Raw genomic sequence first — 26,520 nt, 5'->3', positions numbered from 1 at the left:
CAAAAGTGAAAAAAAAAGTAGAAGATGGGACTACAGGGTTCCATCTTCTACTTCTATTCCAGCCTTTATTTCTAAAAACTTAAGTATATCTTCATATACCAGTTCTTTTTCTTTTTCATTAAAAACTTCATGCCTCATATCCTGATACAGCTTGTAGTAAGTGTTAGGATAACCGCAACGTTTAAAATGGGTAACTGCCTTCTTAAAAGAATAGTCATTTTTTCTACAGGGATCTTCACTACCAGATACAAACATAACCGGAAGAGAAGGATTCTTGCTGGTCCATCCCATTTTGCTGTAAACAGTCTGCATTAAGTTAAACAACGCATAATAACCGTTTAGCGTGAAAGGGTATCCACACATAGGATCACTATTGTACAACTCTACAACATATCTGTCACTGGACAACCATGAATTAACAATTCCTTCTTTTTCAAAAGGCTTCTCAAAGGGACCGTTTACCAGTTTCTCAATCATGGGACTTCTGTAATGCCAACCCCTAAACAAAGCCAGAAAACGTGTAAAATATTTAGCAACCCCTACAAATCTGTTGTAGGATGGAGAGCCGCTTAAAACTACTGCCTGAACTTCACGGGAGTTCTTTTTCAAGTAAGCACGCACAATAAGGGAACCCATACTGTGACCAATGAGAATAAGGGGCAAATGAGGAAATTCCCTTCTTAAAAACATGGTAAATTCATGTACATCATCAATAAGCCCTTTATATCCTTCCTCCCCAAAGTAGCCTAAATCCTCTTTAGTGAGAATATTTTCACCGTGGCCTCTGATGTCGGAAATAGCACAGATAAATCCTTTATTGTTAAAATATTTCATTGTTTCAGCATAGCGCTGCCTTGTTTCACACATGCCATGCACAAATTCCATTACACCTATGGGTTTAACACCATTAGGTGGGTAAGTTATGGTAGTTGGTCTCATAAAGCCTCCTAAATGGCATTAATCATCAATGTCCATTCCTTCTGTTGTGTAAATAGTTCTTTTTCTTGCCATTTCATCATTTTCAAGATATTCATCATAAGTAGTAATTTTATCAATTAACTTGCCGTTTACAATTTCCATAATACGGTTTGCTGTTGTCTGAACAACCTGATGATCTCTTGAAGAGAAAAGTAAAACTCCCGGGAATTTAATTAAACCGTTGTTAAGGGCAGTGATACTTTCCATGTCAAGGTGGTCAGTAGGTTCGTCAATAATTAAAACATTAGCACCGCTAATCATAAGCTTAGATAGCATTACCCTGACTTTTTCACCACCGGATAAAACACGGACTTTCTTCATTCCGTCATCTCCCGCAAATAACATTCTTCCAAGGAATCCACGGACATATGTGGCATCCTTGTTTTCAGAATACTGTGTAAGCCAGTCAACAATAACATCATCTGAATCAAAATCCTTTGTGTTATCCTTAGGGAAGTAGGACTGGCTGGTTGTTATGCCCCATTTATAACTTCCTTCGTCAGGCTCAATCTCTCCTGTAAGAATACGGAATAGAGTGGTTTTGGCTAAACCGTTAGAACCTACAAAGGCAACCTTGTCTTCACGTCCGATTATAAAGGAAATGTCATCTAATACTTTAATACCGTCAATTGTTTTTGAAAGATGTTCCACAGTAAGAACTTCATTTCCAATTTCCCTGTCAGGTCTGAAATCTATATATGGATATTTTCTGCTGGAAGGTTTAATTTCATCCAACTCAATTTTTTCCAATGCACGTTTTCTTGATGTAGCCTGTTTTGACTTTGAAGCATTGGCACTGAATCGCTGAATAAATTCCTGCAATTCCTTGATTTTTTCTTCTTTCTTTCTGTTAGCTTCCTTCATCTGCTTAACAATTAACTGGCTTGATTCATACCAGAAATCGTAGTTTCCGGCATATAACTGAATCTTGGCGTAGTCAATGTCTGCAATCTGAGTACATACTTTGTTAAGGAAATATCTGTCATGAGAAACTACGATAACAGTATTATCAAAGTTAATCAAAAATTCCTCAAGCCATGCAATGGCATCCAAATCCAAATGGTTAGTAGGCTCATCTAATAACAAAATATCAGGATTTCCAAATAAAGCCTGAGCTAATAAAACCTTAACCTTTAGTGAACCGGTTAAATCTTTCATAAGACTGTAATGGTATTCAGTGTCAACACCAAGTCCGTTTAAAAGAGTAGCTGCATCAGACTCAGCTTCCCAGCCGTTCATTTCAGCAAACTCGCCTTCAAGCTCAGAAGCACGGATACCGTCTTCGTCAGTAAAGTCTTCCTTCATGTAAATGGCTTCTTTTTCCTTCATAATGTCATAAAGACGCTGGTTTCCCATAATAACAGTATCAAGAACAGTATATTCATCGTACTGGAAATGATCCTGCTTTAAGAAGGAAAGACGCTCACCCGGGGTAATAATAACTTCACCACTGGTTGGCTCAATTTCACCTGTAAGAATTTTCAAAAAAGTTGACTTTCCGGCACCGTTGGCACCGATAAGACCGTAACAGTGTCCCGGCACAAATTTAATATTAACATCTTCAAAAAGTGCCTTTTTGCCAAAACGCAGTGATATGTTGCTTGTACTTATCATTTTAAAACCTCGCTTATATATTTGATATTATTTACTAAATTAATTGCAAATCAAAGTATATCAGTTTTTTTACATTAAAGCAACGTTAATCCCCATATAAAATAGGTAGTGAAATTAATAACTTATGTGTTATAATTATTTTCATATCATTTCGTTTTAAGGCGTGAAAGGGAGACATCATGAATAATAAACTTTTAGAAAACATTAAAGTATACAGAGGAAATCCATTGCTTATGGGAGTTACGGTAATAGGCGATGAGGTGAATTTCGCAATTACAGCTAAATATGGCAGCAATTGCCAGGTAGTTTTGTATGAAAAAGGAAAAGACGAGGAGGTTGCACGTATTCCCTTTGAAAACGCACAGGTCATAGGAAATGTGTACGCCATGAGTGTGTCTGGACTTGATTATTCAAAATATTATTATAATTTTTCCGTGGATGGAGAAATAGTTACTGATGAATATGCAAAGGCACTTTCAGGAAAAAAGAATTGGGGGAAGGCGTGTGATAATCTAAAAGGTATTATTATAAATGATGATTATGACTGGCAGCAGGATGCACCTTTGAATATTCCTTTTGACGAAACTATTTTATATCGTATGCATGTAAGAGGATTTACAAAGCATGCCACATCAAAGGTAAAACACAAGGGAACGTATTTAGGTATTGTTGAGAAAATCCCATATTTAAAAGAGTTAGGCATAAATATGATTGAGCTTATGCCGGCATATGAATTTAATGAAATAAAAAAAGAAAACGCAACTTCCATGAAGGGACAGTTTGCCATAGAGTCGCCGGTACTTAATTACTGGGGATATACTGACGGTTATGCATTTGCACCTAAGGCATCCTTTGCATGGACTAACACTCCGGGAGGAGAGGTGGAAGAGTTTAAATATCTGGTAAGGGAGCTTCACAAAAACGGAATAGAGATTTCCATGGAATTTTTCTTCCCTCAGGGAACTAATCCTAAGCTTATTTTAGACTGTCTTCATTATTGGGTTATGGAATATCACATAGATGGAATACATGCAAACTGCGAAGAGGCAGTTATGCGAATGGTAGAAACAGATAATCTTTTATGTACAACTAAGATTTTCACATATAGTTTTTCAAATAATACTGATTTTTATGGCAGAAAAAGTGAAATCAGAAATATTGCCAACTTTAACGATGACTTTATGGTTTGCGCAAGGCGGTTTATTAAGGGGGATGAGGATATGCTAAACACAATGGCATATAAGATAAAAGCTAATCCTCCGGGAGTGGCAGTGGTAAATTATGTGGCAAACCATAATACATTTACATTGTACGATACTGTTTCTTATGACAGAAAATATAACGAGGCAAATGGTGAAAATAACAGGGACGGTGCAGTGTATAATTACAGCTGGAATTGCGGCGCGGAAGGTGATACCAGAAAGCGGAAAATCATGGATTTGAGAAAAAGGCAGATAAAAAATGCCCTGTGTCTGGTATTTTTAAGTCAGGGAGTCCCTATGCTGTATGCAGGAGATGAAATGTGTAATTCCCAAAAGGGAAATAACAATCCATATTGTCTTGATAATGAAATATCATGGACTAACTGGAATACCAACGCCATGGCAAAGGAAATACTGGAATTTACAAAAAATATTATAGCTTTCAGGAAAAAGCATAAGGTTCTTCATTTGTCTCAGGAAACAAGACAAATGGATTATAAATCTTACGGTCTTCCGGATATGTCTTATCATGGATCAAAGGCATGGTATGCGGACTTTAGTCATTTTAACAGACATTTTTCAGTTATGTATTGCGGAAAATACGCATTGTTAGACAAGGCAGGGGAAGAACAGGATATATATATAGCTTACAATATGTATTGGGAAAATCAGGAGTTTGGAGTTCCGTCTGTCAGAAATAAGAAAAAATGGCACCTTGAATTTTCCACAGATGGAAACAAAAAGGACTGTGATATTGACAGAATGTATGAGGCACCGGGAAGAAGCATTAGCGTGTTAGTTGCCGGTGATGAGAATAAATAATGGGAGATATAAGTTGAAGGAATTTGATAATAAGGGTATTGGAGCATACCTTAATCTTGACAGGTGGGGACTTACTACCTTTACATTGAAAATCATAGCAATGGTGACCATGATTTTTGACCACGTTGCGGTAATTTTACTTACAGATTATGGAAACATGTATGAGGCATTCAGAATTGTGGGAAGAATAAGTTTTCCTATATTCTGTTTTGTGTTGGTTGAGGGATATTTTCATACTAAAAACCGGATGAGTTATGCTACAAGGCTGGGAATATTTGCACTGATATCAGAAGTTCCATATGATATGATGTATGGCAGCTTCTTTAATCTGGAAAAGCAAAATGTTATGTTCACCTTGTTTTTCGGATTTATGGTTATATGGGCACTTGACTTAATAACAGGTTTTGCCATAAGATACCCTGAAAAATTAGTCAGCAAAGTAGGTGTGTTACGACTTAATTATTTAGCTGAATTGATAGTTATGGCACTGGGTTTTGGGGCGGCATATTTTTTAAATACATCTTATTCCTACGCAGGAATTCTTTTAATCATATGCTTCTATGTTTTCAGAAAACACCACATAGGAAAAATTGCATCCAATGTAGTATTTAATATGGGAATGTTTGGATATGGAATACAATGGGCAGGAGTATTAAGCATATTGCCGATAGCTTTGTATAATGGAAAAGCAGGATGTAGAAAGGGCAAATATGTTTTTTATGTATTTTATCCGTTACACATATTGTTATTGGTAATGATTAAAAAATGGATTTTTATGTAAAAATAATTAATTAACCATAATAAAATAAAATCTAGCCACTTTTTTATAAAATTAACCCCTTTTTTATATATTTAAATTTTTTATACTGTAAGTAGATTTATTGGAACGTAAAATTAAAAATATATAAGGAAGGAGTTTTTTTATGAGAAAACAGTTGTTAAAGAAAACGGCAGCATCTGTATTGTCTCTGGCAATGATTGTGTCATCAATGACATTTACGTCACTTAAGATGTCAAAAGATGTAACAGCAGCACCTACAACGTCATCTAAAATGGTATGGAGCGATGAGTTTAACGGGGCATCTATTGATACATCTAAATGGGGATATGAAATAGGAACAGGTTCTAGCGGATGGGGAAACAATGAACAGCAGTATTATACAAACAGGTCTGACAATGCGTATGTTTCAGGGGGAGCATTGCATATCAGAGCCAAGAAAGAGTCTTATGGCGGAATGAATTATACATCTGCAAGACTTAATACCAATGGCAAATTTACATTTACATACGGATATGTTGAAGCAAGAATAGCACTTCCTGCCAGTCAGGGAATATGGCCGGCATTCTGGATGCTGGGAGCTAATATAGGAAGCGTGGGGTGGCCGTCATGTGGAGAGATAGACATTATGGAGGCTATTAACGCAGAAAGCAAAACATATGGAACATGTCACTGGAATTGTAACGGACATGCAGAATATGGCAAGTCATCAGGAAACTTTGACAGGACCCAGTATCATACATACGGTTTACAATGGGATAATCAGTATATACGAATGTTTGTAGACGGAAATAAAATTTACGAGATGTATATTGAAAACAATGCGGGAGATACTGATGAATTTCACAAACCGTTTTATCTGTTATTAAATGTGGCAGTAGGAGGAAACTGGCCGGGATTTTCCATTGACAATAACGCATTTCCGCAGGAAATGAAAGTGGATTATGTTCGTGTATATCAGGATAATCCTTCATATTCAAGTTCATCATCTAATAATGTGGATGGAAATAACACATCTTCAGGTGGAAATTCATCAGGAAATTCAGGTTCAACTTCCACACCATCAAATGGTATGGGAATGAATTATGCAGGTTCTAATTCAGCAACAGCATATGTAAATGATTCAAAGTGGACAGACATTCATTATTCCGTAAATGGCGGAGGACAGCAGAATGTAAGAATGACTCAGTCAGGAAGCAAGGCTACATATACTATTAACGGATTAAATTCAGGCGACAATGTAAAATATTGGTTTACGTACTGCAATACATCAGGATACACAAGGGATACCGAAGCTTACACATATACTCATAAGTCAGGTGGAAGTTCAGGAGGTTCCTCAGGAAACACATCCAATGTAAATTCATCATCAGGGAATATATACATATATCAGGATATTAATTACGGAGGAAGAGTGGCATCCTTAGGTGAAGGCAGTTATAATCTGGCATCATTACAGGCAAAGGGATTTAAAAACGATGATTTGTCATCTTTGAAAGTTCCTTTTGGATACAAGGTAACTTTGTATGCAGATGATAATTTTAGCGGAAGAACAAAGGTTATTACTAATGATACAAGCTGGATAGGAAGTGATTTTAATGATATTACTTCATCAATTAAAGTGGAAAAAGCAAAATATACTATTATAAATAAACATAGTGGAAAAGTTTTGGATGTTTCAGGTTCTAATACAAATAATGGAGCTAATGTTCAGCAATGGGACAGCAACGGAACAAATGCACAAAAGTGGTACATTCATCAAAACAGTGACTATAGTTACACCATTACAAGTGTAATAAATGGTAAGGCACTTGATGTTGATGCATGGTCAAAGAATAATGGTGCTAATGTACAGATGTGGGATTGTGGAAACAGTCAGTCAAATCAGCAGTGGTGGCTGACGGAAGTTGGAGATGGATATTCAAGCATAATAAACAAAAACAGCAACAAGTGTCTTGACGTTTCAGGATGGTCAACGGCAAGTGGTGCTAATGTTCAACAGTATGATTACTATCAGCAGGCAAATCAGCTTTGGAAATTTGTATTAGTTGATTAATTACGTTGCAGAAGCCCCCCTTCAAAAAACGTAAAGTTGATTTGACTGTTTAAGTAATAATTCCCGGAGGCGGTATAACCGCATTCCGGGCCAATAAAAAGAGTGGTTACATGCAATATGTAATCACTCTTTTACTTTAGGTACGTTTTAAGAAAACGTATATTTTATTTAACTACAACTTTGAAGGTAACCTTATTATTGTCAGCCTGATAGCCTCCGTATTCTGAAGCATAGTCGTTAGTATCGTTTACCCATGCGGTAATGTTGTAAGTTCCCGGCTGTGAAAATGTTACATAACCCTCCTTATTGACAGAACCACCGCAGGCAAGGAGATAAACACCGTTATTGCTTCCGGAAATCGGTAAAAGACCATTAGGGTTATAGAAACTGTCACACCATGTAATATCAGAGGTATTTCCGTTGATTTGGAACTGAACACCAAGCTTTTTACCACTGTCAGATGTTACATCACCTACATTATAAACAGTTGCTCCAAATTTGATTTTATCTCCTACGTGTATATCGTTAGAGTAAAAATTATTCATTGTGCCATCAGAATAATATATGGTATTTTTTCCTGTTGTATAATTTTCGCATGTAAGCTGTTTTACAGTGAAATCATATCCACCAACAGTTTCATAGCATTTAAATACATCGTCGAATTTTACTTCGGTAGTTTTGCCTGAATCCAAATCTTTAACGATTGCATAAGCGCATAACTGACCTGTTTGGGTTACCTTTAGGTCTACAGATGTACCGGAAACAAAATCTGTTTCATCCAATGGAGTACGGTATTTATCCCATGGACTATAAGTGATAATTTTTGTGGCAACATTAGATTTATTGACATCATTAACCTTAAAATTAATAGTATCGTTCATCTTAACTTTATTATTCGTATTTGTCAGTGTGTCACTGGTTAGCTTACCAACTGTTAAAGGCTTTGTTTCCTCAACAGTAGTAGTTTCCTCAACAGTAGTAGTTTCCTCAACAGTAGTAGTTTCAGGAACCGTTGTGGTTTCTTCTACCATTGTGGTTTCCTGAGCTTCTTGGACATTAATTCTTAAAGCGTAAGAAAAAGCTATTTTGGTGATTTTACTTCTTACTCTTGCCGTGAGATAATATATTCCAGGATCATCAAAGGTCATAGTTGCAGTATTTCCGTCTGCAAAATCGTAAGATTTATATTGATAATAACCTGCTGTAACGGCAGATATACTGATTTCACAATCGGATGATTCCTTTAAATTGGCAGTAATGGTTACAGGTTCACCTACAGCAGGATTTGCATTTGATATATCCCATGATTCTACTTCAAAAGGAGTATTAGGAATAACTGTTACAGTGATTGTAAACTTATTGTTTGAAGAGAATCTTCCACCTAATTCATCAGGAAAATCATTTGTGTCATTTACCCATGCAGTAATTTTATATGTTCCCGGTTCAGAGAATGAAAATGTTCCGTTACCATTGTTTGCACCACCGTTAGATGTCAATTCAACACTTTTATGTGCATCAAGTCCTGATTTGTTTACATAACTATCGCTCCATACATTAGGAATATTAACGTTATTGCCATTTTCATCAGTGATGGTGTAAAGAACACCTAATTTGGTATTATCCGGTGCTTTTCTACAACCTACGTTTTGCACTGTTGATGTTAGACTGAGAATATCACCTGTGCTGATAATATTTTTATCATCAGAAGTAATTGTGTGATTTGTGTATTTTAAATCAGTTACTTTAAAGTCATATCCATCACATAAATAATTTATGAATGGTAAAGCTTGTGAATTATTAGATAGTTCTTCTTTAGTGCACTGAAAATTTCCTACCATTCTATTTTCGTTATAATCATAAATGTAAGCATTATTAAGAGAGGTATATCCTTCCTCGTTGCCGGAATCAACTACAGTTAATTCATAATAAAAATCATTAAAATTGCTATGGTTAATTTCCGGAATAAGTACACCTAAATCATATGATAAGGTTCCGTTAGATTCACCTGTAATAAAACCACGACAATAAAATTTCTGAGATTTAGATTTACGCAGATCAGATTGACTATATGTATAAAAAGGAACTAAATCAACTTTAAATTTCTGTTCTGTATACTTTGAATATGCAGTAAGCTCTAAAAATGAATCATGAAGACAGGCTGAATCCACATCAACTTCTAATTTAATATCAGAATCGCTATTATAAGGTGCTACATTAATGGTGCTAATATTGTCAACCATATTAAAATCCTTTCTTATGGAGTCATAAGTCATCCAACAATAACCATCGTTAGCCCAGCTTTTGCCCCATGAGTTTGCAAATTTGAAAGCCCCCATTTCACCATCGTCAACTTTGCCGTTATAGTTTGAATCAAACCAAATGTTGTCGTCATAACCTACAAAGGTAACACGGTGTGGACCTTGTTGTCCATCTAAACCATAAACAATGCGGTCTCCGGTTAATGCTTTATTTGAAGAACCATTAGAGCTGTCTGTGATTGTTCCTAAATTCCAACTACGTGCATAAGAACTAAAGGACACTATTTTTCCATTTGTCAATAATTTTTTGATTTCTTTTATTTTAGCATCAGCACCAGCACAGTTAAAAAAAGATGCATTTGTTTCATAGGAATAACTTGAAACCCTATAGTTAGTACGATTTGACCATACATCGTTATCTGCATAACAGTTATCAGTAGAAAAATCATAGTTGGTGTCTTTCCATAATGGAACCCCATATGTTTGTAGGACTTCATAACATTCAGAATCATCAATTCCTTCTATACCATTATATGTATCAAACATATTGTATATAGCGTATGGAGAAAATACATTATCTCTTGTGGAAGGAACATTCATTGACTTATTCATTTCATAAGTAAACTGATAATATACCTCAGACATAGCTACACAACAGCCAACCCGCCCCTGATTTTCAATTTCCGGAAAATACGGGCTGGTGCTTAAATCCACGGCTGACGGCATATTACTTTCAGCCTTAACTTCTTTTGGAATGGCAATCGGTGTTATGGCAAGGGTTAATGCCAACAGCGAAGCCATTACTTTCTTAAATTTTTTTCTCATTTTCTAAATCCTTTCCTGGAACGATTTGATTTTTAGGTATCGTGCCAGAGAGTAATTATATATTGAAAAATAAATTACACAATATGGAAAAATCAATTTCGTGAAAATATGGAAGAAGATGTATCTAAAAAAATTAAAAATTAGACAAATTTTTAGTAGACAAAATCTGATTTTGCACAAACTGCACTTAAAACTAGTGCAAAAACAGAAACAATATATACATAATGATGAATACTAAAAAGATAATAAATATTCATGGTTTTTTGACAAAAATCCACAAAAATAAAAATATATTTACTAATTAAAACACTGAAAATACGGTGAATATATAAAAAAAGAAGGAATATAACAATAATTATAATAATGTTTTTATTAAAAATAACATATTATTATTATAAACATAGCATCGATGATTATATTACGGAAAAGTCTGCTGCATTGATGTTTATAGCTTTCAACACAGCAGACTCATATAGTAATTTGATAATATTTTGCAATAATTATTCCGGATATGCCAGACGTTCATTGGTTATATTGCAAAGGACTTCATTGTAATATCTGTTACATACATATTTTGCCATATTTAAATTCATATCCAGATAATTACCACAGTCTTTTGCACAGGCACCGGGAACGTCACCTTCAAAGTCTTTCATAAATAAGTACATTTCCTTTACTAAAGGAAGAATATCCTTAGATGTGTAATCTCCGGCTAAAACCATATAAAAACCTGTTCTACATCCCATAGGACCAAAGTAAAGCACCTTATCTCCGTAATCAGGATGATTTCTTAAAAAAGTAGCACCTAAATGTTCAATGGTGTGAACTTCCGCAGTGTTTAAAACCGGTTCATAATTAGGTCGTGTCATTCTAATGTCAAAAGTAGTTATAACACAGTCTCCGGCAATATCCTTTCGGGACACATAAAGCCCCGGAAGAAGTTTCAAGTGGTCTATTGTAAAACTTGTAATTTTATCCATGAAAAATCTCCTTATATAATTCAAAAATATTTTGACAAAACAATACTTTAATTGTCTAAATAATTATATATTAATTAAGCCTTTACGGTCAACTTATTTACAATATAGCAAATAATTTGCAAAAAATCAGTGACATAATAAATAAATGTGTTAATATAAAAGAGCTGATAAAAATGCAGGAGAGGAAAATGCAGAACAACAATATTAATAATGAAGAAACAAAAGTTCATAAAAGAAGGGTTCGTTATAAGGGAACTCATCCTAGAAAATTTGAAGAAAAATATAAGGAATTAAATCCTGAAAAATATAAAGATACCATTGAAAAGGTAATCAGTAAGGGAAGTACACCGGCGGGTATGCATATTTCTATTTGTGTAAAGGAAATAATAGATTTTTTACAAATCAGGCCGGGACAGAAAGGATTGGATGCAACTTTAGGATACGGAGGGCATACAACGGAAATGCTAAAATGTCTTGAAGGTGAAGGTCATATATATGGCCTTGACATTGACCCTATTGAAATAGAAAAAACAAAGAAAAGACTGGAACAAAAAGGTTTTGATGAGAAAATATTTACTGCAATAAATACTAATTTTAAAAATATAGACCAGGTGGCAAAGGAACACGGTCCTTTTGATTTTGTTTTAGCGGATTTGGGAGTGTCATCCATGCAAATAGACAATCCGGAGCGTGGATTTTCATACAAGCATGAAGGCCCTCTTGATTTAAGGTTAAATCCCACAAAGGGAATTTCAGCGGCACAGCGTATTGCAGATATCTCGCTAGATGAGTTAGAAGGGATGCTTATTGAAAACTCTGATGAACCATATGCGTATGAGGTGGCTAAGGCGGTTATTGATAGTCGGAGATGGGAAAAAATTGAAACAACAACCCAGTTAAGAGAGATAATAGAAAAAGCTCTTCAGTTCTTGCCGGCAAAGGAACGTAAGGACGAAATAAAGAAGTGTTGTGCCAGAACATTCCAGGCACTTAGAATTGATGTAAATAGTGAATTTGAAGTGTTATATGACTTTTTGGAAAAATTGCCTGATGCATTAAATCCCGGAGGAAGAGTTGCCATACTAACATTCCATTCAGGGGAGGACAGATTGGTAAAGAAGTCCTTTAAAGCGTTAAAGAAAGCGGGAATTTACAGTGATGTGGCAAATGAAGTTATAAGACCTTCAAGAGAGGAATGTAATATGAATCCCAGAGCAAAGTCCACCAAAATGCGTTGGGCAGTTAAGTTATAAAATATAATTTTAAAAGATATAATGAAACTTTGTTAAATTAGTGATATTATTATAAAGAAAAAGACAAGTTAGAGGAGAGATAAAATGATAGGAGATAAGAAAGTATTATACAGTGCAATGCAGTCAACAGGTACACTTACATTAGGAAATTACCTTGGAGCGTTGGATAACTGGATTAAATTAGCAGATGAATATGAATGTTTTTATGCCATAGCAGATTTACATTCTTTAACAGTTAGGCAGAATCCGACTGAACTTAGAAAGAGAGCTAAGGACTTATATACATTATATGTTGCCGCAGGTCTTGATCCTGAAAAGAACTGCATTTATTTTCAGTCCCATGTTTCAGCTCATGCAGAACTTGCATGGATTCTTAACTGTTTCACATACATGGGTGAACTAAACCGAATGACTCAGTTTAAGGATAAGGCAGCTAAGCATGCAGATAACATTAATGCGGGTTTATTTACATATCCGTCACTTATGGCAGCAGATATTTTGTTATATCAGGCAGATGTTGTTCCGGTAGGTGTTGACCAGAAACAGCACTTAGAGATTACAAGAGATATTGCTAACAGATTTAACGGAATCTACGGTGATGTGTTTACCATTCCGGAAGCTTATATTGGAAAGTCAACAGCTAAGATTATGAGCCTTCAGGATCCGACAAAGAAAATGTCAAAATCCGATGAAAATCCAAATGCCAGTATTTTGCTTATGGATGATCCTGATACAATTATCCGTAAATTTAAGAGAGCAGTTACTGATTCTGATATGGATATCCGTTATTCAGATGACAAGCCGGGAATACAGAATCTTATTAATATTTATTCCTGCATAACCAACAAGACAATAGAAGAAGTCGAAAAGGAATTTGAAGGAAAAGGATATGGTGATTTCAAATTAGCAGTAGGTGAAACTGTTGTTAGCAGATTAAAACCATTACAGGACAGATTCTATGAATTACAGAAAGAGAAGAAATATCTCGAATCCGTAATCAAGGAAAATGATGAGAAGGCAGCTTATTTTGCAAATAAAACATTAAGAAAAGTTCAAAAGAAAGTCGGACTTACAGAGAAAATCAGATAATGATAAGAAATATTTTAATGGATTTAGATGAAACTATTCTGGATTTTACTAAATGTGAAAATGTGGCAATAGCGGAAACATTTAAGAAAATTGGCATTGAGCCCACTTCTGAAAATGTTAAAAGATACAGCGCTATAAATGACTTACATTGGAAGAGGCTTGAACGTAAGGAAATAACCCGTCAGGAGGTTTTGATAGGCAGATTCAATATGCTTTTTAATGAACTTGGAGTTTCATATTCAGGCGAAAAGGCAAATGAAATATACAAGAAATGTCTGGGAAATCAAAGTTTCTTTATAGATGGGGCATTAGAGACGGTGAAAGAGCTTTGCAAAAAGTATAATTTGTACATTGTATCCAACGGAACAGCTGTAGTTCAGGACAGCCGTATAGAAAAGGCAAAGTTAGCAACGTATTTTAAGAAGATTTTTATTTCGGAAAAGTTAGGAGTTAATAAGCCTGATGCACGATTCTTTGAACTGTGTTTTAAGGAAATGCCCGGTATAAAGAAAGAGGAGACAGTAATAGTAGGAGACAGCCTTACATCGGATATGTTAGGTGGCGAGAATGCCGGAATTAGGAATATCTGGTATAACCCTAAAGGCATTAAAAATAATCTGGGAGTGAGAATCTGGCGCGAAATACGAAGCCTTGATGAAATCAAGAATATAATAGAAGAATAATTATTTTGAAAAAGCCTATATCGGCAGTCACATCATATAAATGTGTGCTGATATAGGCTTTATTCTATCTAATTATTAAGAAAATAAAAACGATTGCAAAATTATGACTAAAAAAATAAACAACTCGAGGAAACAAAATTGTGCATATTTCACAAAAATATAAATAAAAACCTTTTCATTATGTTAATAATAACAAAAATTATGGAAAGGTTTAACGTTAAATGTTATAATGTTTGATATAGGTCCTTAATTGGGAGGAATTTGGTTATAAAAAATGAAAGAGAGGGTTATTAATGAGAAAAATTTTAAGACGGGCATTAGCAATAGTGTTAACGGCAGTAACTATTGTTCAGCCTATGGCAGGTTATCCCAGCATAGCTAAGGCAGCAGATGATAATGCTTCAATCAGCATTAACGGATACCAGATTAGTTCTATAGTTGAAGGTTACAGAACTATTTACACATTAAGTGATTCAAAATCACAAGTAGCTGTAAACAACGATGGTTCAGCTAAGGTTGGACTTATTTATGGTATTGGCGATAGTGTAAGCAACGCTGATACTGATTTGGTAATTGGTAATGTAGGTGGCAACATTATTAACAGTAGCGCCAGCATTACCGGAAAAAGTGATATTAATTATGGTAAAGATTCTTCAGACCAGAGTTACGTAATGACAATGAAGTTTGGAGATAATGCATCAGCAGCATTTTATAATGCAAAAATTTATGTAAGGGCATATGCACAACTTAAAGATGGTTCATATATATATAGTAATGCGAAGTCTCTTACAATTTACAAACTTGCAGATTATCTTTATAAGAACATTATGATGAGTAATGCTCAGGGACATAGTTATTTATATGACAGCATTTTGTCTGTTACAAACAGCTCATATAAGGAAATCAGCTATGATTGGAACCATGCAATTGTTCCGGCAGAAAGTTCAACTCCTAAGCCGACAGTAGCACCTACAGAGAAGCCGACAGAAGCTCCTACAGTGGCACCTACTGAAAAGCCTACAGAGGAACCTTCATCAGAAAAACCTGTAAATCCTGATCCGGATGATCCTGATGAAATTACAAATCTTTCTAAGGGAAAGACAGGAACAGCATCATCTACAGTTCATACATTCGTTGCAGCTAATGCATTTGATGGAAATACAGATACATATTGGGAAGGTTCAGGCGCTAATCAGACATTATCAGTTGATTTAGGTGCCGATGCAACACTTTTATATATTGTTGTTAAGTTAAATCCAAGTAGTGCATGGGGAGCAAGAACACAGAGAATTGAAGTGTTAGGTCATACACAGTATGCTACAGGTTATACAACATTAGTTGCAGCAGCAGATTATAAATTCGATCCTGCATCAGGAAATGAGATTAGAATTCCTGTAACAGCAAAGGCATCAGAGGTTCAGCTTAAATTTGTATCTAACACAGGTGCAGGAGGTGGACAGGCAGCAGAAGTAGAGGTATATGGTATTCCGGCTGATAACCCTGATTTCGTTATTACAGGATTAACAGCTAATAAAACATCTCTTTATGAGAATGAAGATCTTATTCTTTCAGCTGTAGTTAAGAACAGAGGAACATTGAGCTCAAAGGATTCAACTATTACATTCTATAAGGATGACAAAAAGCTTTGTGCAGCAGAATTTAGAGCTTTAGCACCAGGCGAAAGTACAACTATCAGATTGAATGCAGGAAACCTTGATGCAGGTGAATATGTTATATCAGCAGTTGTGGATGAGGATAATAAGGTTATCGAAAAGAGAGAAGACAATAACTCACTTGCAATGTCAGGTAAGATAACTGTTAAGGAAGTAGAAAGTGTAGACATTGTTCCTATAGCTTCATGGTCACCTTCAAATCCTGGAATTGGTGATGAAGTTGACTTTACGGTAACTGTATCTAACAAGGGAAATCAGAATACAGCTGATTCAAGCAGAACTGTTACTGTTAAGATTAAAGATGAAGACGGAAATGTTATTAAGACATTGTCAAGAACCGTATCAGGAAAGATTAATGTTGGAGAAAGCATTACAACAGATTTAGGAAAATGGACAGCAGTTGATGGCAAATATATAATCGAAACATCAGTAACGGCTGACAACGGAGAGCTTGATGTTAAACAGAAGAATAATACGGTTTCTTCTTCATTATACGTAGGACGCGGAGCAAACATGCCATTCGTTACAGTAGAGGCAGAGGCTTTAAGTAACAAGACAACAGGTACAAGACTTGCACCAAACAGAAAACTTGCAGATTATGCCGGTGAAGCTTCAGGACGTTCAGCAGTATTACTTGATTCAAATGGAGAATATGTTGAGTTTACACTTCCATCTGCAACAAATGCAGTTGTTCTCCGTGCTTCCATTCCAAAGGGAACAAACGGAACGGTGAGTGTATATGCTGACAATACAAAGATTGGTAAAATCAATCTTACAACAGATTATTCATACCATATGGGTTCACCTACATCACTTGGTCAGTTAGGATACAGTGATAGTGGAAGTACAGCATATTGGTTATATGATGATGGACAGCTTCTTTTAGATAAAACATATCCTGCGGGAACTAAACTTAAGATTCAGAAGGATTCTGATGATGTACAGTGGGTATACTGCGATATGGTAGAATTTGAAAAGGTTGCAGCACCATTAGAAAATCCGGATCCAAGTAAGTATGTGGATGCTTCAAATTATCAGACATTAGAAGCAGCTGTAAATGCAGCACGTGTGAGCAGCACATATACAGGTGTTTATATTCCGGCAGGTGAATGGCAGATGTCAAATCAGATTACATTGTATGGAAAAGCACTTGATATTGTTGGTGCAGGAATGTGGTATACAAAGCTTGTTGCATCAGGTTCAAACGGTAGTGCAGGCTTTATGATTAACAGTGGAACTGATGGAACAAAGATTCGTGAATTATCTGCATGGAGCAAGAGAAGAAACAGAAGTGACGGACCTGAAGGTAAGTTTATTAATACAGCAGCAGGAGTAAATCATATTACAGTTGATAACGTATGGATTGAACATTTCACATGTTTATATTGGGGACAGAATGCTTCATACAACACATTTACAAATTGCCGTATGAAGAATACATTAGCCGATGGTATTAACATGACAAACGGTTCAAACTACAATGTAATTAGTAACTGTTATGCAAGAGCTACCGGTGATGACTCATTTGCATTATTTAGTGCGGCTGATGCAGGCGGAAGCATTAACACAGGAAATGTTTACTCTAACCTTACAGCAGTTTGTGTAAGAAGAGCGGCAGCATTTGCTATATATGGTGGTGAAGATAATACATTTAAGAACCTTTATGCAGCAGATACACTTACATATCCTGGTCTTACAATTAACAGCTATTCATTTGGATACCAGGCATATGGATTCGGAAGCAAGATGACATATGTAGATGGAGTTACAATGGACAGATGTGGTGGAGATTACTGGACAAGTGTCGGTTCAGATGACCATATTAATGATTACCAGAACTTCGGTGCTATATGGGTATACTCAGGTGATAAGGAACTTAAGAACATCACAATGAGCAACATTGATATTAATGATCCTACATACTTCGGTATTATGATTCAGACAATGTACTCAGGAAGTGCTCTTCATACAATGAGCAATGTAAACTTTAAGGATATTACAATTAATAATCCGGGAAGATACGGTATTAAGTTTAACATTCGTGCAGAGCAGGGACAGGGACCTGTTGTAGGTTCATTCAACTTTGACAATGTTAACGTAAATAATCCGGGAGTTCAGTCAATGTATGGATTAAGCGGATGTCCTGATTGTACAGTTACAAAGACAAATTGCAACTGGTAAAACAGTAAATAATAAAATTATAAAGAAAATGGTTTGGAGCCTTAAAAAGCTTCAAACCATTTTTGCTATAATTGGAATAATGTAATCGTAAAATAGAGATAAGTTTTATTGGCAAGCAAAATGAAAAAACAGGCAGTTGGAAAATGAAAATTTCATAATCCAACTGCCTGAAATTCTTCTAAGATAAATATCACGTTCCCAGGTATGAAAAGTGCATATAATCTTTACGGTTACCCCAGAAACCACGGCTGAATCCGTATTTATTAAGGATAGAAACTAACTTACATTTTAAAGGTATGGAGTATCTGCTTTTTTTAGGCCTCCAGAAGGAACCGGCTAAAACCTGTCCGTTGTCTATCATATAGTTTTCATTTGAATTAATATCAAAAGCAGTTCCAATGCAGTGTTCTGATGCAGAACCCTTTCCACGCCAGTTATAGCAACCTATGTCATGAATAGGAAATCTTTCTTTGGATTTGTAGATTTCCTTAAACATCTGCTTAACAGATGGAGCGAGGTTTTTATGAACTCTGACGTAGAATGTACGGGTAAACTTTTTGCCTTTTGAATTTACATCCCAAACCTTGATTTTTACTTCCTTCATGTTTTTACCTGCTTTTGAAGCTGTAGAATACCATGTATTTTTACTGTTCCCAAACAGTCTGTGAATACGACTTTCGTAGGATTCGTTGGCATATGTAAAATAATCACAATATTTCTCATAAATTGAAGGCTCAACGCTCATAAGATTTTTTCCGGAAAGCTTTTTATAACCATAGACCTTATAGAAGTATGCAACACCGTTTTTTAATTTTTTATGGGTGAGACTTGTAGTGCTTTTATTTGAAATGGTTTTTAACTTTTTGTACTTTCCATTATATTTAGTTGAGTAATATACAATATAGCCGTCTGCATCAGAAAGCTTTTTCCATGTCAGTGTATTGGTAGACTTTTTCTTAGAAACAGCTTTGGTAATGCGGGTGGCATCAATTGTTGCCTGACCATATTTATAGCCTGAAAATGAACCATAATAGGTTGTGTCAAGATATGTTACATAAGGTCTCACCTTGTAATAGTAGGTTTTGCCAACAGTCAGGTTTTTGTCAGTAAAAGAAAGCACTGTTGTAAAATCGTAGAAATAATAGTGGTCATTTTTAATACTTTTAATTAAAGTGTAGGTGCCATTTGGAGCATCGCTTCGATACAAACCATAGCCCTCGGCATCATCAGAAATACTGAAAGTAATCTGCAATCCGTGAGATTTAACCGGCTTTACCGACTTAATGTATGTTGTATTAAGGGGAATAGTAGCATGAGCAAATGCCGGTTCGCTGTACACATCTTCATAATTATCATCGTATTTAACAGTAACTATTTTATAATAATATGTAACCTGGATATAAGGGTTGTAATCTGTGAAATGAGTAGTATATACAGTATCATAATAATCATATTCACCATCCGGTGTAATGGAACGGTATATCATAAAGTATTCATAATCACTATTTTTTACACTCCAGTCAATACTAATGTAATAAGTTGATTTGTCAGCAGAAACATTGGTTATAATTGGTGTGTAATCCTCTGGCAGGGTATCTGCATATACAGACACACCCCTAAATGAAGCAAGACATAAAATAATGCATGCTGCAAACAAAAGTTTATGCCTTAAATTTTTAATGAAAGTTGACATTTCTTATATCCTCCCTATATGTTATTTTAAATATCAGTGATAGTAAAAGTGTACCACAAAATAACAGTTAATGGGATTTTTTGTTGGAAAATCTGTACATAAGATAGTCAGCAGCAACAATAAAGGCATTTATGGCTAACAAAATTCCCATTAAAACCAATATATAGGAAAGGCATTTAAAGTAACCGATAGTTTCATAGTCAAGAAAAAAGTAAGGATATTTAGGCACTAAAAGAAATGCTGACGGAGCATTGCAGCAGCATCTTGTTATAAAACATAAAATATAAAAAAGAGGGAAGGCAAGCCACGTAAAAACATGGTAAAGTTTAAAATATCCTTTAGGCTGGAATAAAATCCAATCAAGAATATACATAAGGGGGGACACGTAATGAGCCAGAAGGCTTTCTAACGGAATACTGAAAAGTCCTTTAACATATATTGGATATACAACGCGGCATTCCGCAAAATGATACACTAAAAAAGTGCAGATTATGCAGGAAAGCCCCATACCCTTAAAATACATCATAAGCCTTGTACGCTCATCTTTTTTTGAAAAATGTTTAATAAGCAAAAGGCACATAACCACGAGACAGAATATATTACTTTGAATGGTAAAAAAACTAAATTCGTGTGTATTGTAGTTTTTATCATTTATATCAAAATGTATAATTATCCCAATAAAACTTACAATAATAAATGTTATTCTATAAATTAATTCAAAATTTGTCTTAATAAAATCTTTCATAAAAATCACCCATTAATATTATTAGCTTTATATAAATTACAATAACAGTTAATTTTTTGAAAAATTAGCATTAAAAATATTAACAGTCAGAAGTTTTCCGGGAAAACTTGAAGAAATGTGTGGGATATAGTAGAATATAAAAGTTAAAGTGGGCTCAGTATACAATTGATTCAAGGTACTAAGGCTTATAAATTTTATCAGAAACTGAGGATAATAATTAAAAGATGATTTTAAAAGAAAATGAATTGGATTTGGATACATATTTAAAATTGAGACAGGAAGTAGGCTGGAAAAAATTATCCAATGAACAGGCACAATGTGCCATAAATAACAGTCTTATCACAGTTGTGGCATATGATAACCATAAGCCTGTAGGAATGGGAAGAATAGTGGGAGACGGAGCTGTTATCTGCTATATTCAGGATTTAATAGTTATTCCCTCATACCAAAAAAAAGGTGTTGGAAGAATGATTATAGACAGGCTGGTTAAATTTGCAAAGGATATTAAATTTCAGGACACGGAAATTATGCTCGATTTAATGTGTGCAAAGGGCAGAGAAGAATTTTATAAAAAATGTGGATTTACAGCCAGACCTAATGAGAAATTAGGTCCCGGTATGATTATGTATTTATAGAAGATACCATAAAACCCGATTTTATTATGTGAGGCAGTAACATGAATATATATTTAATTAGACATGGAAGACAGAATAGCAGGCTTTGTAATGTAGATGTGGAATTGGCAAAAGAAGGAAGAGAGCAGGCAGATTTGCTTGGAAAAAGATTAGAAAAATATGATATAGATGCTGTTTATTCAAGTCAGCTTATTAGGGCTAAGGAAACTGCTGATATTATTAATTCTCATCTGAACAAGCCGAGATTTATTGATGAGAGATGGCAGGAAGCTGATTTTGGCGGAATGACAGGATTGTCTAATGAAGAAATGAAGGAAAAATACGGAGACTATCTTGAAAATCGGGCAAAGATGATAGAGGATATGCCATACCCTGATGGTGGTGAAAACTGCCGGATGGTATTTGAGCGTTCCTTTGAAGCTTTAAAGGATTTAATAAAAGAGCCTTATAATAATGTTTGCGTAGTTACCCATGGAGGGGTTTTAAGAGCATTAATTACAGGAATTATAGGTGCAGATTACAAAAACTGGCTTACTATTGGCAGACAAATAGAAAACTGTAGTATTTCACATATTTTATATGATGAAAAAATGGGTACATTCCACATTGAAAGATTAAACGATTTTGCTCACTTTGAGGATAAAGATTATCTTTTAAGAAAACATTTTGGAAGTGGATTTTTTAACATGAAGGACATAAAAAAATAAATTTAAACAGGAGAAATCATGGCATCAAATAATTATGATGGAAATAGTATTTCCGTTTTAGAGGGATTAGATCCGGTAAGAAAAAGACCGGGAATGTATATAGGAAGTGTTGGAACAAAGGGACTTAACCACCTTATTTATGAAATAGTGGATAATTCAGTAGATGAGCATTTAGCAGGCTATTGTTCCGAAATAAAGGTTACATTGGAAAAAGACGGCTCTGCAACTATTGTGGACAACGGAAGAGGTATACCTGTTGATTTAAACGAGCAGACAGGAAGACCGGCGGTAGAAGTTGTATTTACCACCCTTCATGCGGGAGGTAAGTTTGGAGACGGAAACTACAAAATATCAGGTGGACTTCATGGTGTTGGTTCATCAGTAGTTAATGCACTTTCCCTTTGGTTAGAGGTAGATGTAAAGCGTGATGGTAAAATATATAACCAACGTTATGAACAAGGGAAAATCAGTTACGATTTAAAGCAGGTAGGAACCTGTAGAAAAAATGACACAGGAACAACTGTAAGATTTTTCCCTGACGGAGAAATTTTTGAAAAGATATATTTTAAGGCGGATGCCATAAAAAGCAGATTACATGAAACAGCATACTTAAATCCGGAACTTACCATTGTTTTTGAAAACAAAAGGGTAGGGGAAGAAGAAACAGTAACTTTCCACGAGGCTGACGGTATAAAGGCATTTATCAGTGACATGAATAAAGATAAGGAAAAGGTTACTGATATTATTTATTTCAAAAAAGAGTCAGACGGAATCGAGGTAGAAGTGGCTTTTCAGTATATAAATGAATTTACGGAGAATATCTCAGGATTTTGTAATAACATTTATACTCAGGAAGGTGGAACTCACATTACAGGGTTTAAGTCAGTTTTAACTTCCACTATTAATCAGTATGCAAGGGAGTTGGGAATATTAAAGGAAAAGGATAATAATTTTACGGGAGCTGATGTAAGAAACGGCTTGGTGGCTGTTGTGGCAGTAAAACATCCTGACCCTAGATTTGAAGGACAGACCAAAACAAAGCTGGACAATCCTGATGCAGAAAAGGTTACAAAAAACATTACAGGGGAACAGCTTACATTGTTCTTTGACAAGAATTTAGAAACTTTGAAAAATGTTATTTCCTGTGCGGAAAAGTCTGCCAAAATCAGAAAGGCAGAGGAGAGAACCAAAACAAATCTTTTAACAAAAAGCAAGTTCTCCATTGACAGCAACGGAAAATTATCTAACTGTGAAAGCAGAAAGCCGGAGGAATGTGAAATATTCATAGTAGAGGGTGATTCCGCCGGAGGCTCTGCAAAAAGTGCCAGAAACAGAAGAACTCAGGCAATTATGCCTATAAGAGGAAAAATCCTGAACGTTGAAAAGGCTACAATGGACAAGGTTTTGGCAAATGCTGAAATTAAAACTATGATAAATGCCTTTGGCTGTGGATTTTCGGAAGGCTATGGAAATGATTTTGACATAGACAAGCTTAGATTTAACAAGATTATCATTATGACTGATGCCGACGTTGACGGGGCACATATTGATACTCTTTTGCTTACATTTTTCTATAGATTTATGCCGGAACTTATTACCCACGGACATGTTTATCTGGCAACACCACCTCTTTATAAGGTAGTGCCTAAAAAGGGTGAAGGCGAATATTTATATGATGACAAGGCATTGGAAAAATACAGAAAGAATCATAAGGGATTTACATTGCAAAGATATAAAGGTTTAGGTGAAATGGATGCAGACCAGCTTTGGGATACCACACTTAATCCTGAAACGAGAATATTAAAACAGGTTGAAATAGAAGATGCAAAAATGGCAAGCGATATTACAAGTATGCTTATGGGAAGTGAAGTTGCACCAAGACGTGAATTTATTTATACCCATGCCACTGATGCAGAATTGGATATTTAGGAGATATTATGGCTGAACAGATAATAAAAACAGAGTATTCGGAAATAATGCAGAAAAGTTACATCGATTATGCAATGAGTGTAATTTGTGCAAGAGCCCTTCCGGATGCCAGAGACGGACTAAAGCCGGTACAAAGACGTGTGCTTTATGCCATGGATGAGCTGGGGTTAAATTATGATAAGCCTCACAGAAAGTCAGCACGTATAGTAGGTGATACCATGGGTAAATATCATCCTCATGGTGACAGCTCCATATACGAAACTCTTGTAGTTTTGGCTCAGGATTTTAAAAAAGGCATGGCGTTAGTAGACGGTCATGGTAATTTCGGCTCCATAGAAGGAGACGGCGCTGCGGCAATGCGTTACACAGAGGCAAAGCTAAAGAAGTTTACACAGGATGTGTATTTAGCTGACCTTGATAAAGACATTGTTGATTTTATGCCAAACTTTGATGAAACAGAGAAGGAACCGGTGGTTTTACCTGTAAGAGTTCCAAACCTTTTGGTAAATGGTGCCGAGGGTATTGCAGTAGGTATGGCAACTAACATTCCTACCCATAATTTAGGGGAAGTTATTGATGCAGTTATTGCCTATATGGATAATAATGATATTACCACTGAACAGCTTTTAAATATAATGCCGGGACCTGATTTCCCAACAGGGGGCATTGTAGCTAATAAGTCAGACCTTTTAGATATTTATAAAACAGGTGTAGGTAAATTAAAATTACGTGGAAAGCTCGTTTATGAAAAAGGAAAAGGCAGGGAAAAAGACAGACTTGTGGTAACGGAAATTCCATATACCATGATTGGAACAGGAATCAGCAAGTTTATATCAGATGTTATTGATTTAGTTGAAACAAAAAAGACAACGGATATAGTGGATATTTCCAACGCCTCTGACAAAAACGGCATGAGAATTATCCTTGAACTGAAAAAAGGTGCAGATGTTGAAAAATTAAAAAACATGCTGTACAAAAAAACTAAGTTAGAGGACACCTTTGGTGTGAATATGCTAGCCATTGCCGATGGAAGACCTGAAGTAATGGGACTTAGAAGCATTATAAAGTACAATGTGGATTTCCAGTATGATTTGGCTACAAGAAAGTATACCACATTACTTAATAAGGCATTAGAGCAGAAGGAAATTAAGGAAGGTCTTATAAAGGCAACTAATATTATTGATTTAATAATAGAAATAATAAGAGGATGCCAAAGCCAGAAGCAGGTTAAGGAATGTCTTGTTACGGGAAAAACAGAGGGGATTAAATTTAAGCATCCGGAATCTGAAATACTTGCAGGAAATTTATGCTTTACCGAAAGACAGGCTCAGGCTATTTTAGACCTTAGATTATCAAAACTTATTGGTCTTGAAATTATGGCTCTCCAGAAGGAATATGAAGAGTTGGTCAATAAAATCGGTGAATATGAGGATATTCTTGGTAGCAGAAAGGTAATGACTAAGACTATCAAAAAGGATCTTCAAAAAATTAAGAAGGAATATGACGTTGAGAGACGTACATTAATTGAAGATGGAAGGGAAGCTGTTTTTGATGAAAATGCCTTTGTAGAGCAGGAAGTAGTTTTTGTTCAGGACAAGTTCGGTTATGCCAAATTACTTGATCCGGCAGCATTTGACAGAAACAGGGGGTCAGTAACTACAGATAACAAATATTATTTTAACTGTATGAACACTGATACGATTTGTATTTTTACGGATAATGGAAATGTTCATCAGATTAAGGTAGCAAAAATTCCAACTAAAAAAGTCAGGGAAAAAGGTGTACCTATTGACAATCTGGGAAATTACAGCAGTGAGGGAGAAAGCATTGTTGCTTTAATGTCCTCTAATATGATAAAAGACAAAAAGCTATTATTTACCACAAAACTTGGAATGATTAAGTTAGTAGATGGAAGTGAATTTGAAACTAACAGAAGGACAATGGCTGCCACAAAGCTTGGAAAAGATGATGAACTTGTGTCTGTAAAGATTACAAGAGTATCAGAAAGAGAAGCGGTACCGGATGACTTTGAAATGCCTGTTATGCTTTCAGGTGGTTCAGATGACTTTGAATCATTAGATTACGAGCAGATGGAATTTGGTCAGATGGACAATATGGTGGATGTGCCTGTGGAAACTGAGCTTAGATACACAAGAGAAATTCTTGTGATACAGACAGAGGAAGGCATATTCTTAAGATTTCCAATTAAGGAAGTCCCTGAAATGAAAAAATCCACATTAGGCGTTAAAGGTATAAAACTTAATGCAAATGATTATGTTTCCAATGTTTACCTTCTTGATGTAGGCGATAATGAAGTGGTAGAATATAAAGGAAAACAGGTGGATTTGAGAAAGTTAAAAATTGGAAAACGAGGAACCAAGGGAGTAAAAGTAAGACGCTAGTAAGTGTCTTTTAGTTA

17 protein-coding genes are annotated in these 26,520 nt (G+C 35.4%); 11 read left to right on the top strand and 6 right to left on the bottom strand.

Going from position 1 to position 26,520, the window contains the following annotated elements; genetic code table 11:
- Window positions 1–30: 30 nt before the first annotated feature.
- Both DWW68_RS08395 and DWW68_RS08390 read right to left on the bottom strand, forming a co-directional pair.
- Window positions 31–939: an alpha/beta hydrolase gene (locus DWW68_RS08395; RefSeq protein ID WP_021953762.1), complete on the bottom strand. Its 909-nt coding sequence runs from the start codon at window positions 937–939 to the stop codon at window positions 31–33.
- Window positions 940–957: 18 nt separating this feature from the next.
- Entirely contained in the window at window positions 958–2,592 is a 1,635-nt protein-coding gene (locus DWW68_RS08390) for an ATP-binding cassette domain-containing protein (protein ID WP_021953763.1), read from the bottom strand.
- Between the two features lie 179 nt (window positions 2,593–2,771).
- On the opposite strand from DWW68_RS08390, the gene DWW68_RS08385 reads away from it, so the two are divergent.
- The 3 genes from DWW68_RS08385 (at window position 2,772) to DWW68_RS08375 (ending at window position 7,450) form a co-directional block, all read left to right on the top strand.
- The gene (locus DWW68_RS08385) at window positions 2,772–4,616 is read left to right on the top strand and encodes an alpha-amylase family glycosyl hydrolase (RefSeq protein WP_021953764.1); all 1,845 of its coding nucleotides are present in this window, start codon (window positions 2,772–2,774) and stop codon (window positions 4,614–4,616) included.
- A 13-nt stretch (window positions 4,617–4,629) separates the two neighbouring features.
- Window positions 4,630–5,397, top strand: coding sequence for a TraX family protein (locus DWW68_RS08380; protein ID WP_021953765.1), 768 nt, complete (start codon window positions 4,630–4,632; stop codon window positions 5,395–5,397).
- Between the two features lie 142 nt (window positions 5,398–5,539).
- On the top strand, window positions 5,540–7,450 hold the full coding sequence (locus tag DWW68_RS08375; RefSeq protein ID WP_118589381.1) for an RICIN domain-containing protein: 1,911 nt from the start codon (window positions 5,540–5,542) through the stop codon (window positions 7,448–7,450).
- Between the two features lie 164 nt (window positions 7,451–7,614).
- Here the strand turns inward: DWW68_RS08375 and DWW68_RS08370 are convergent, their stop codons facing one another.
- Window positions 7,615–10,533 carry a C1 family peptidase gene (locus DWW68_RS08370; protein ID WP_118589380.1) on the bottom strand — a complete coding sequence of 973 codons (2,919 nt, stop codon included), beginning with the start codon at window positions 10,531–10,533 and terminating at the stop codon, window positions 7,615–7,617.
- Between the two features lie 500 nt (window positions 10,534–11,033).
- On the bottom strand, window positions 11,034–11,513 hold the full coding sequence (locus DWW68_RS08365) for an S-ribosylhomocysteine lyase (protein ID WP_118589379.1): 480 nt from the start codon (window positions 11,511–11,513) through the stop codon (window positions 11,034–11,036).
- Between the two features lie 188 nt (window positions 11,514–11,701).
- On the opposite strand from DWW68_RS08365, the gene rsmH reads away from it, so the two are divergent.
- From rsmH to DWW68_RS08345, 4 genes are all read left to right on the top strand, one after another.
- Complete coding sequence (rsmH, locus tag DWW68_RS08360; RefSeq protein WP_118589378.1) at window positions 11,702–12,766, top strand: 16S rRNA (cytosine(1402)-N(4))-methyltransferase RsmH; 1,065 nt, start codon at window positions 11,702–11,704, stop codon at window positions 12,764–12,766.
- 84 nt (window positions 12,767–12,850) lie between these two features.
- A complete protein-coding gene (trpS, locus tag DWW68_RS08355) occupies window positions 12,851–13,855 on the top strand; it encodes a tryptophan--tRNA ligase (RefSeq protein WP_021953770.1) in 1,005 nt (334 codons plus the stop codon).
- Window positions 13,855–14,538, top strand: a complete 684-nt coding sequence (locus tag DWW68_RS08350; protein ID WP_118589377.1) for a YjjG family noncanonical pyrimidine nucleotidase — start codon at window positions 13,855–13,857, stop codon at window positions 14,536–14,538. The genes trpS and DWW68_RS08350 overlap by 1 nt, the downstream gene beginning before the upstream one ends.
- Window positions 14,539–14,831: 293 nt before the next feature.
- Window positions 14,832–18,392, top strand: a complete 3,561-nt coding sequence (locus DWW68_RS08345; RefSeq protein ID WP_118589376.1) for a CARDB domain-containing protein — start codon at window positions 14,832–14,834, stop codon at window positions 18,390–18,392.
- A gap of 190 nt (window positions 18,393–18,582) precedes the next feature.
- Here the strand turns inward: DWW68_RS08345 and DWW68_RS08340 are convergent, their stop codons facing one another.
- The gene (locus DWW68_RS08340) at window positions 18,583–20,085 is read right to left on the bottom strand and encodes a M15 family metallopeptidase (RefSeq protein ID WP_118589375.1); all 1,503 of its coding nucleotides are present in this window, start codon (window positions 20,083–20,085) and stop codon (window positions 18,583–18,585) included.
- A gap of 67 nt (window positions 20,086–20,152) precedes the next feature.
- Entirely contained in the window at window positions 20,153–20,830 is a 678-nt protein-coding gene (locus tag DWW68_RS08335; protein ID WP_118589374.1) for a Pr6Pr family membrane protein, read from the bottom strand.
- A gap of 224 nt (window positions 20,831–21,054) precedes the next feature.
- Here DWW68_RS08335 and DWW68_RS08330 point away from each other — a divergent pair, with 224 nt between their 5' ends.
- The 4 genes from DWW68_RS08330 to DWW68_RS08315 are packed head-to-tail and all read left to right on the top strand — an operon-like array spanning window position 21,055 to window position 26,503.
- Complete coding sequence (locus DWW68_RS08330; protein ID WP_118589373.1) at window positions 21,055–21,465, top strand: GNAT family N-acetyltransferase; 411 nt, start codon at window positions 21,055–21,057, stop codon at window positions 21,463–21,465.
- 41 nt (window positions 21,466–21,506) lie between these two features.
- Window positions 21,507–22,172 (top strand): histidine phosphatase family protein, encoded by a 666-nt coding sequence (locus DWW68_RS08325; RefSeq protein WP_118589372.1) that lies wholly within the window; start codon window positions 21,507–21,509, stop codon window positions 22,170–22,172.
- An 18-nt stretch (window positions 22,173–22,190) separates the two neighbouring features.
- The gene (locus DWW68_RS08320; protein WP_021953777.1) at window positions 22,191–24,101 is read left to right on the top strand and encodes a DNA topoisomerase subunit B; all 1,911 of its coding nucleotides are present in this window, start codon (window positions 22,191–22,193) and stop codon (window positions 24,099–24,101) included.
- Window positions 24,102–24,109: 8 nt separating this feature from the next.
- Window positions 24,110–26,503 carry a DNA topoisomerase (ATP-hydrolyzing) gene (locus DWW68_RS08315; protein WP_118589371.1) on the top strand — a complete coding sequence of 798 codons (2,394 nt, stop codon included), beginning with the start codon at window positions 24,110–24,112 and terminating at the stop codon, window positions 26,501–26,503.
- Window positions 26,504–26,520: the final 17 nt, after the last annotated feature.

The organism is Eubacterium sp. AF16-48, assembly GCF_003479405.1.
GTDB lineage: Bacteria > Bacillota > Clostridia > Lachnospirales > Lachnospiraceae > Eubacterium_G > Eubacterium_G segne.
The sequence above is the reverse complement of the archived record's forward strand: the minus strand, read 5'-3'. Positions and strand labels throughout refer to the sequence as shown.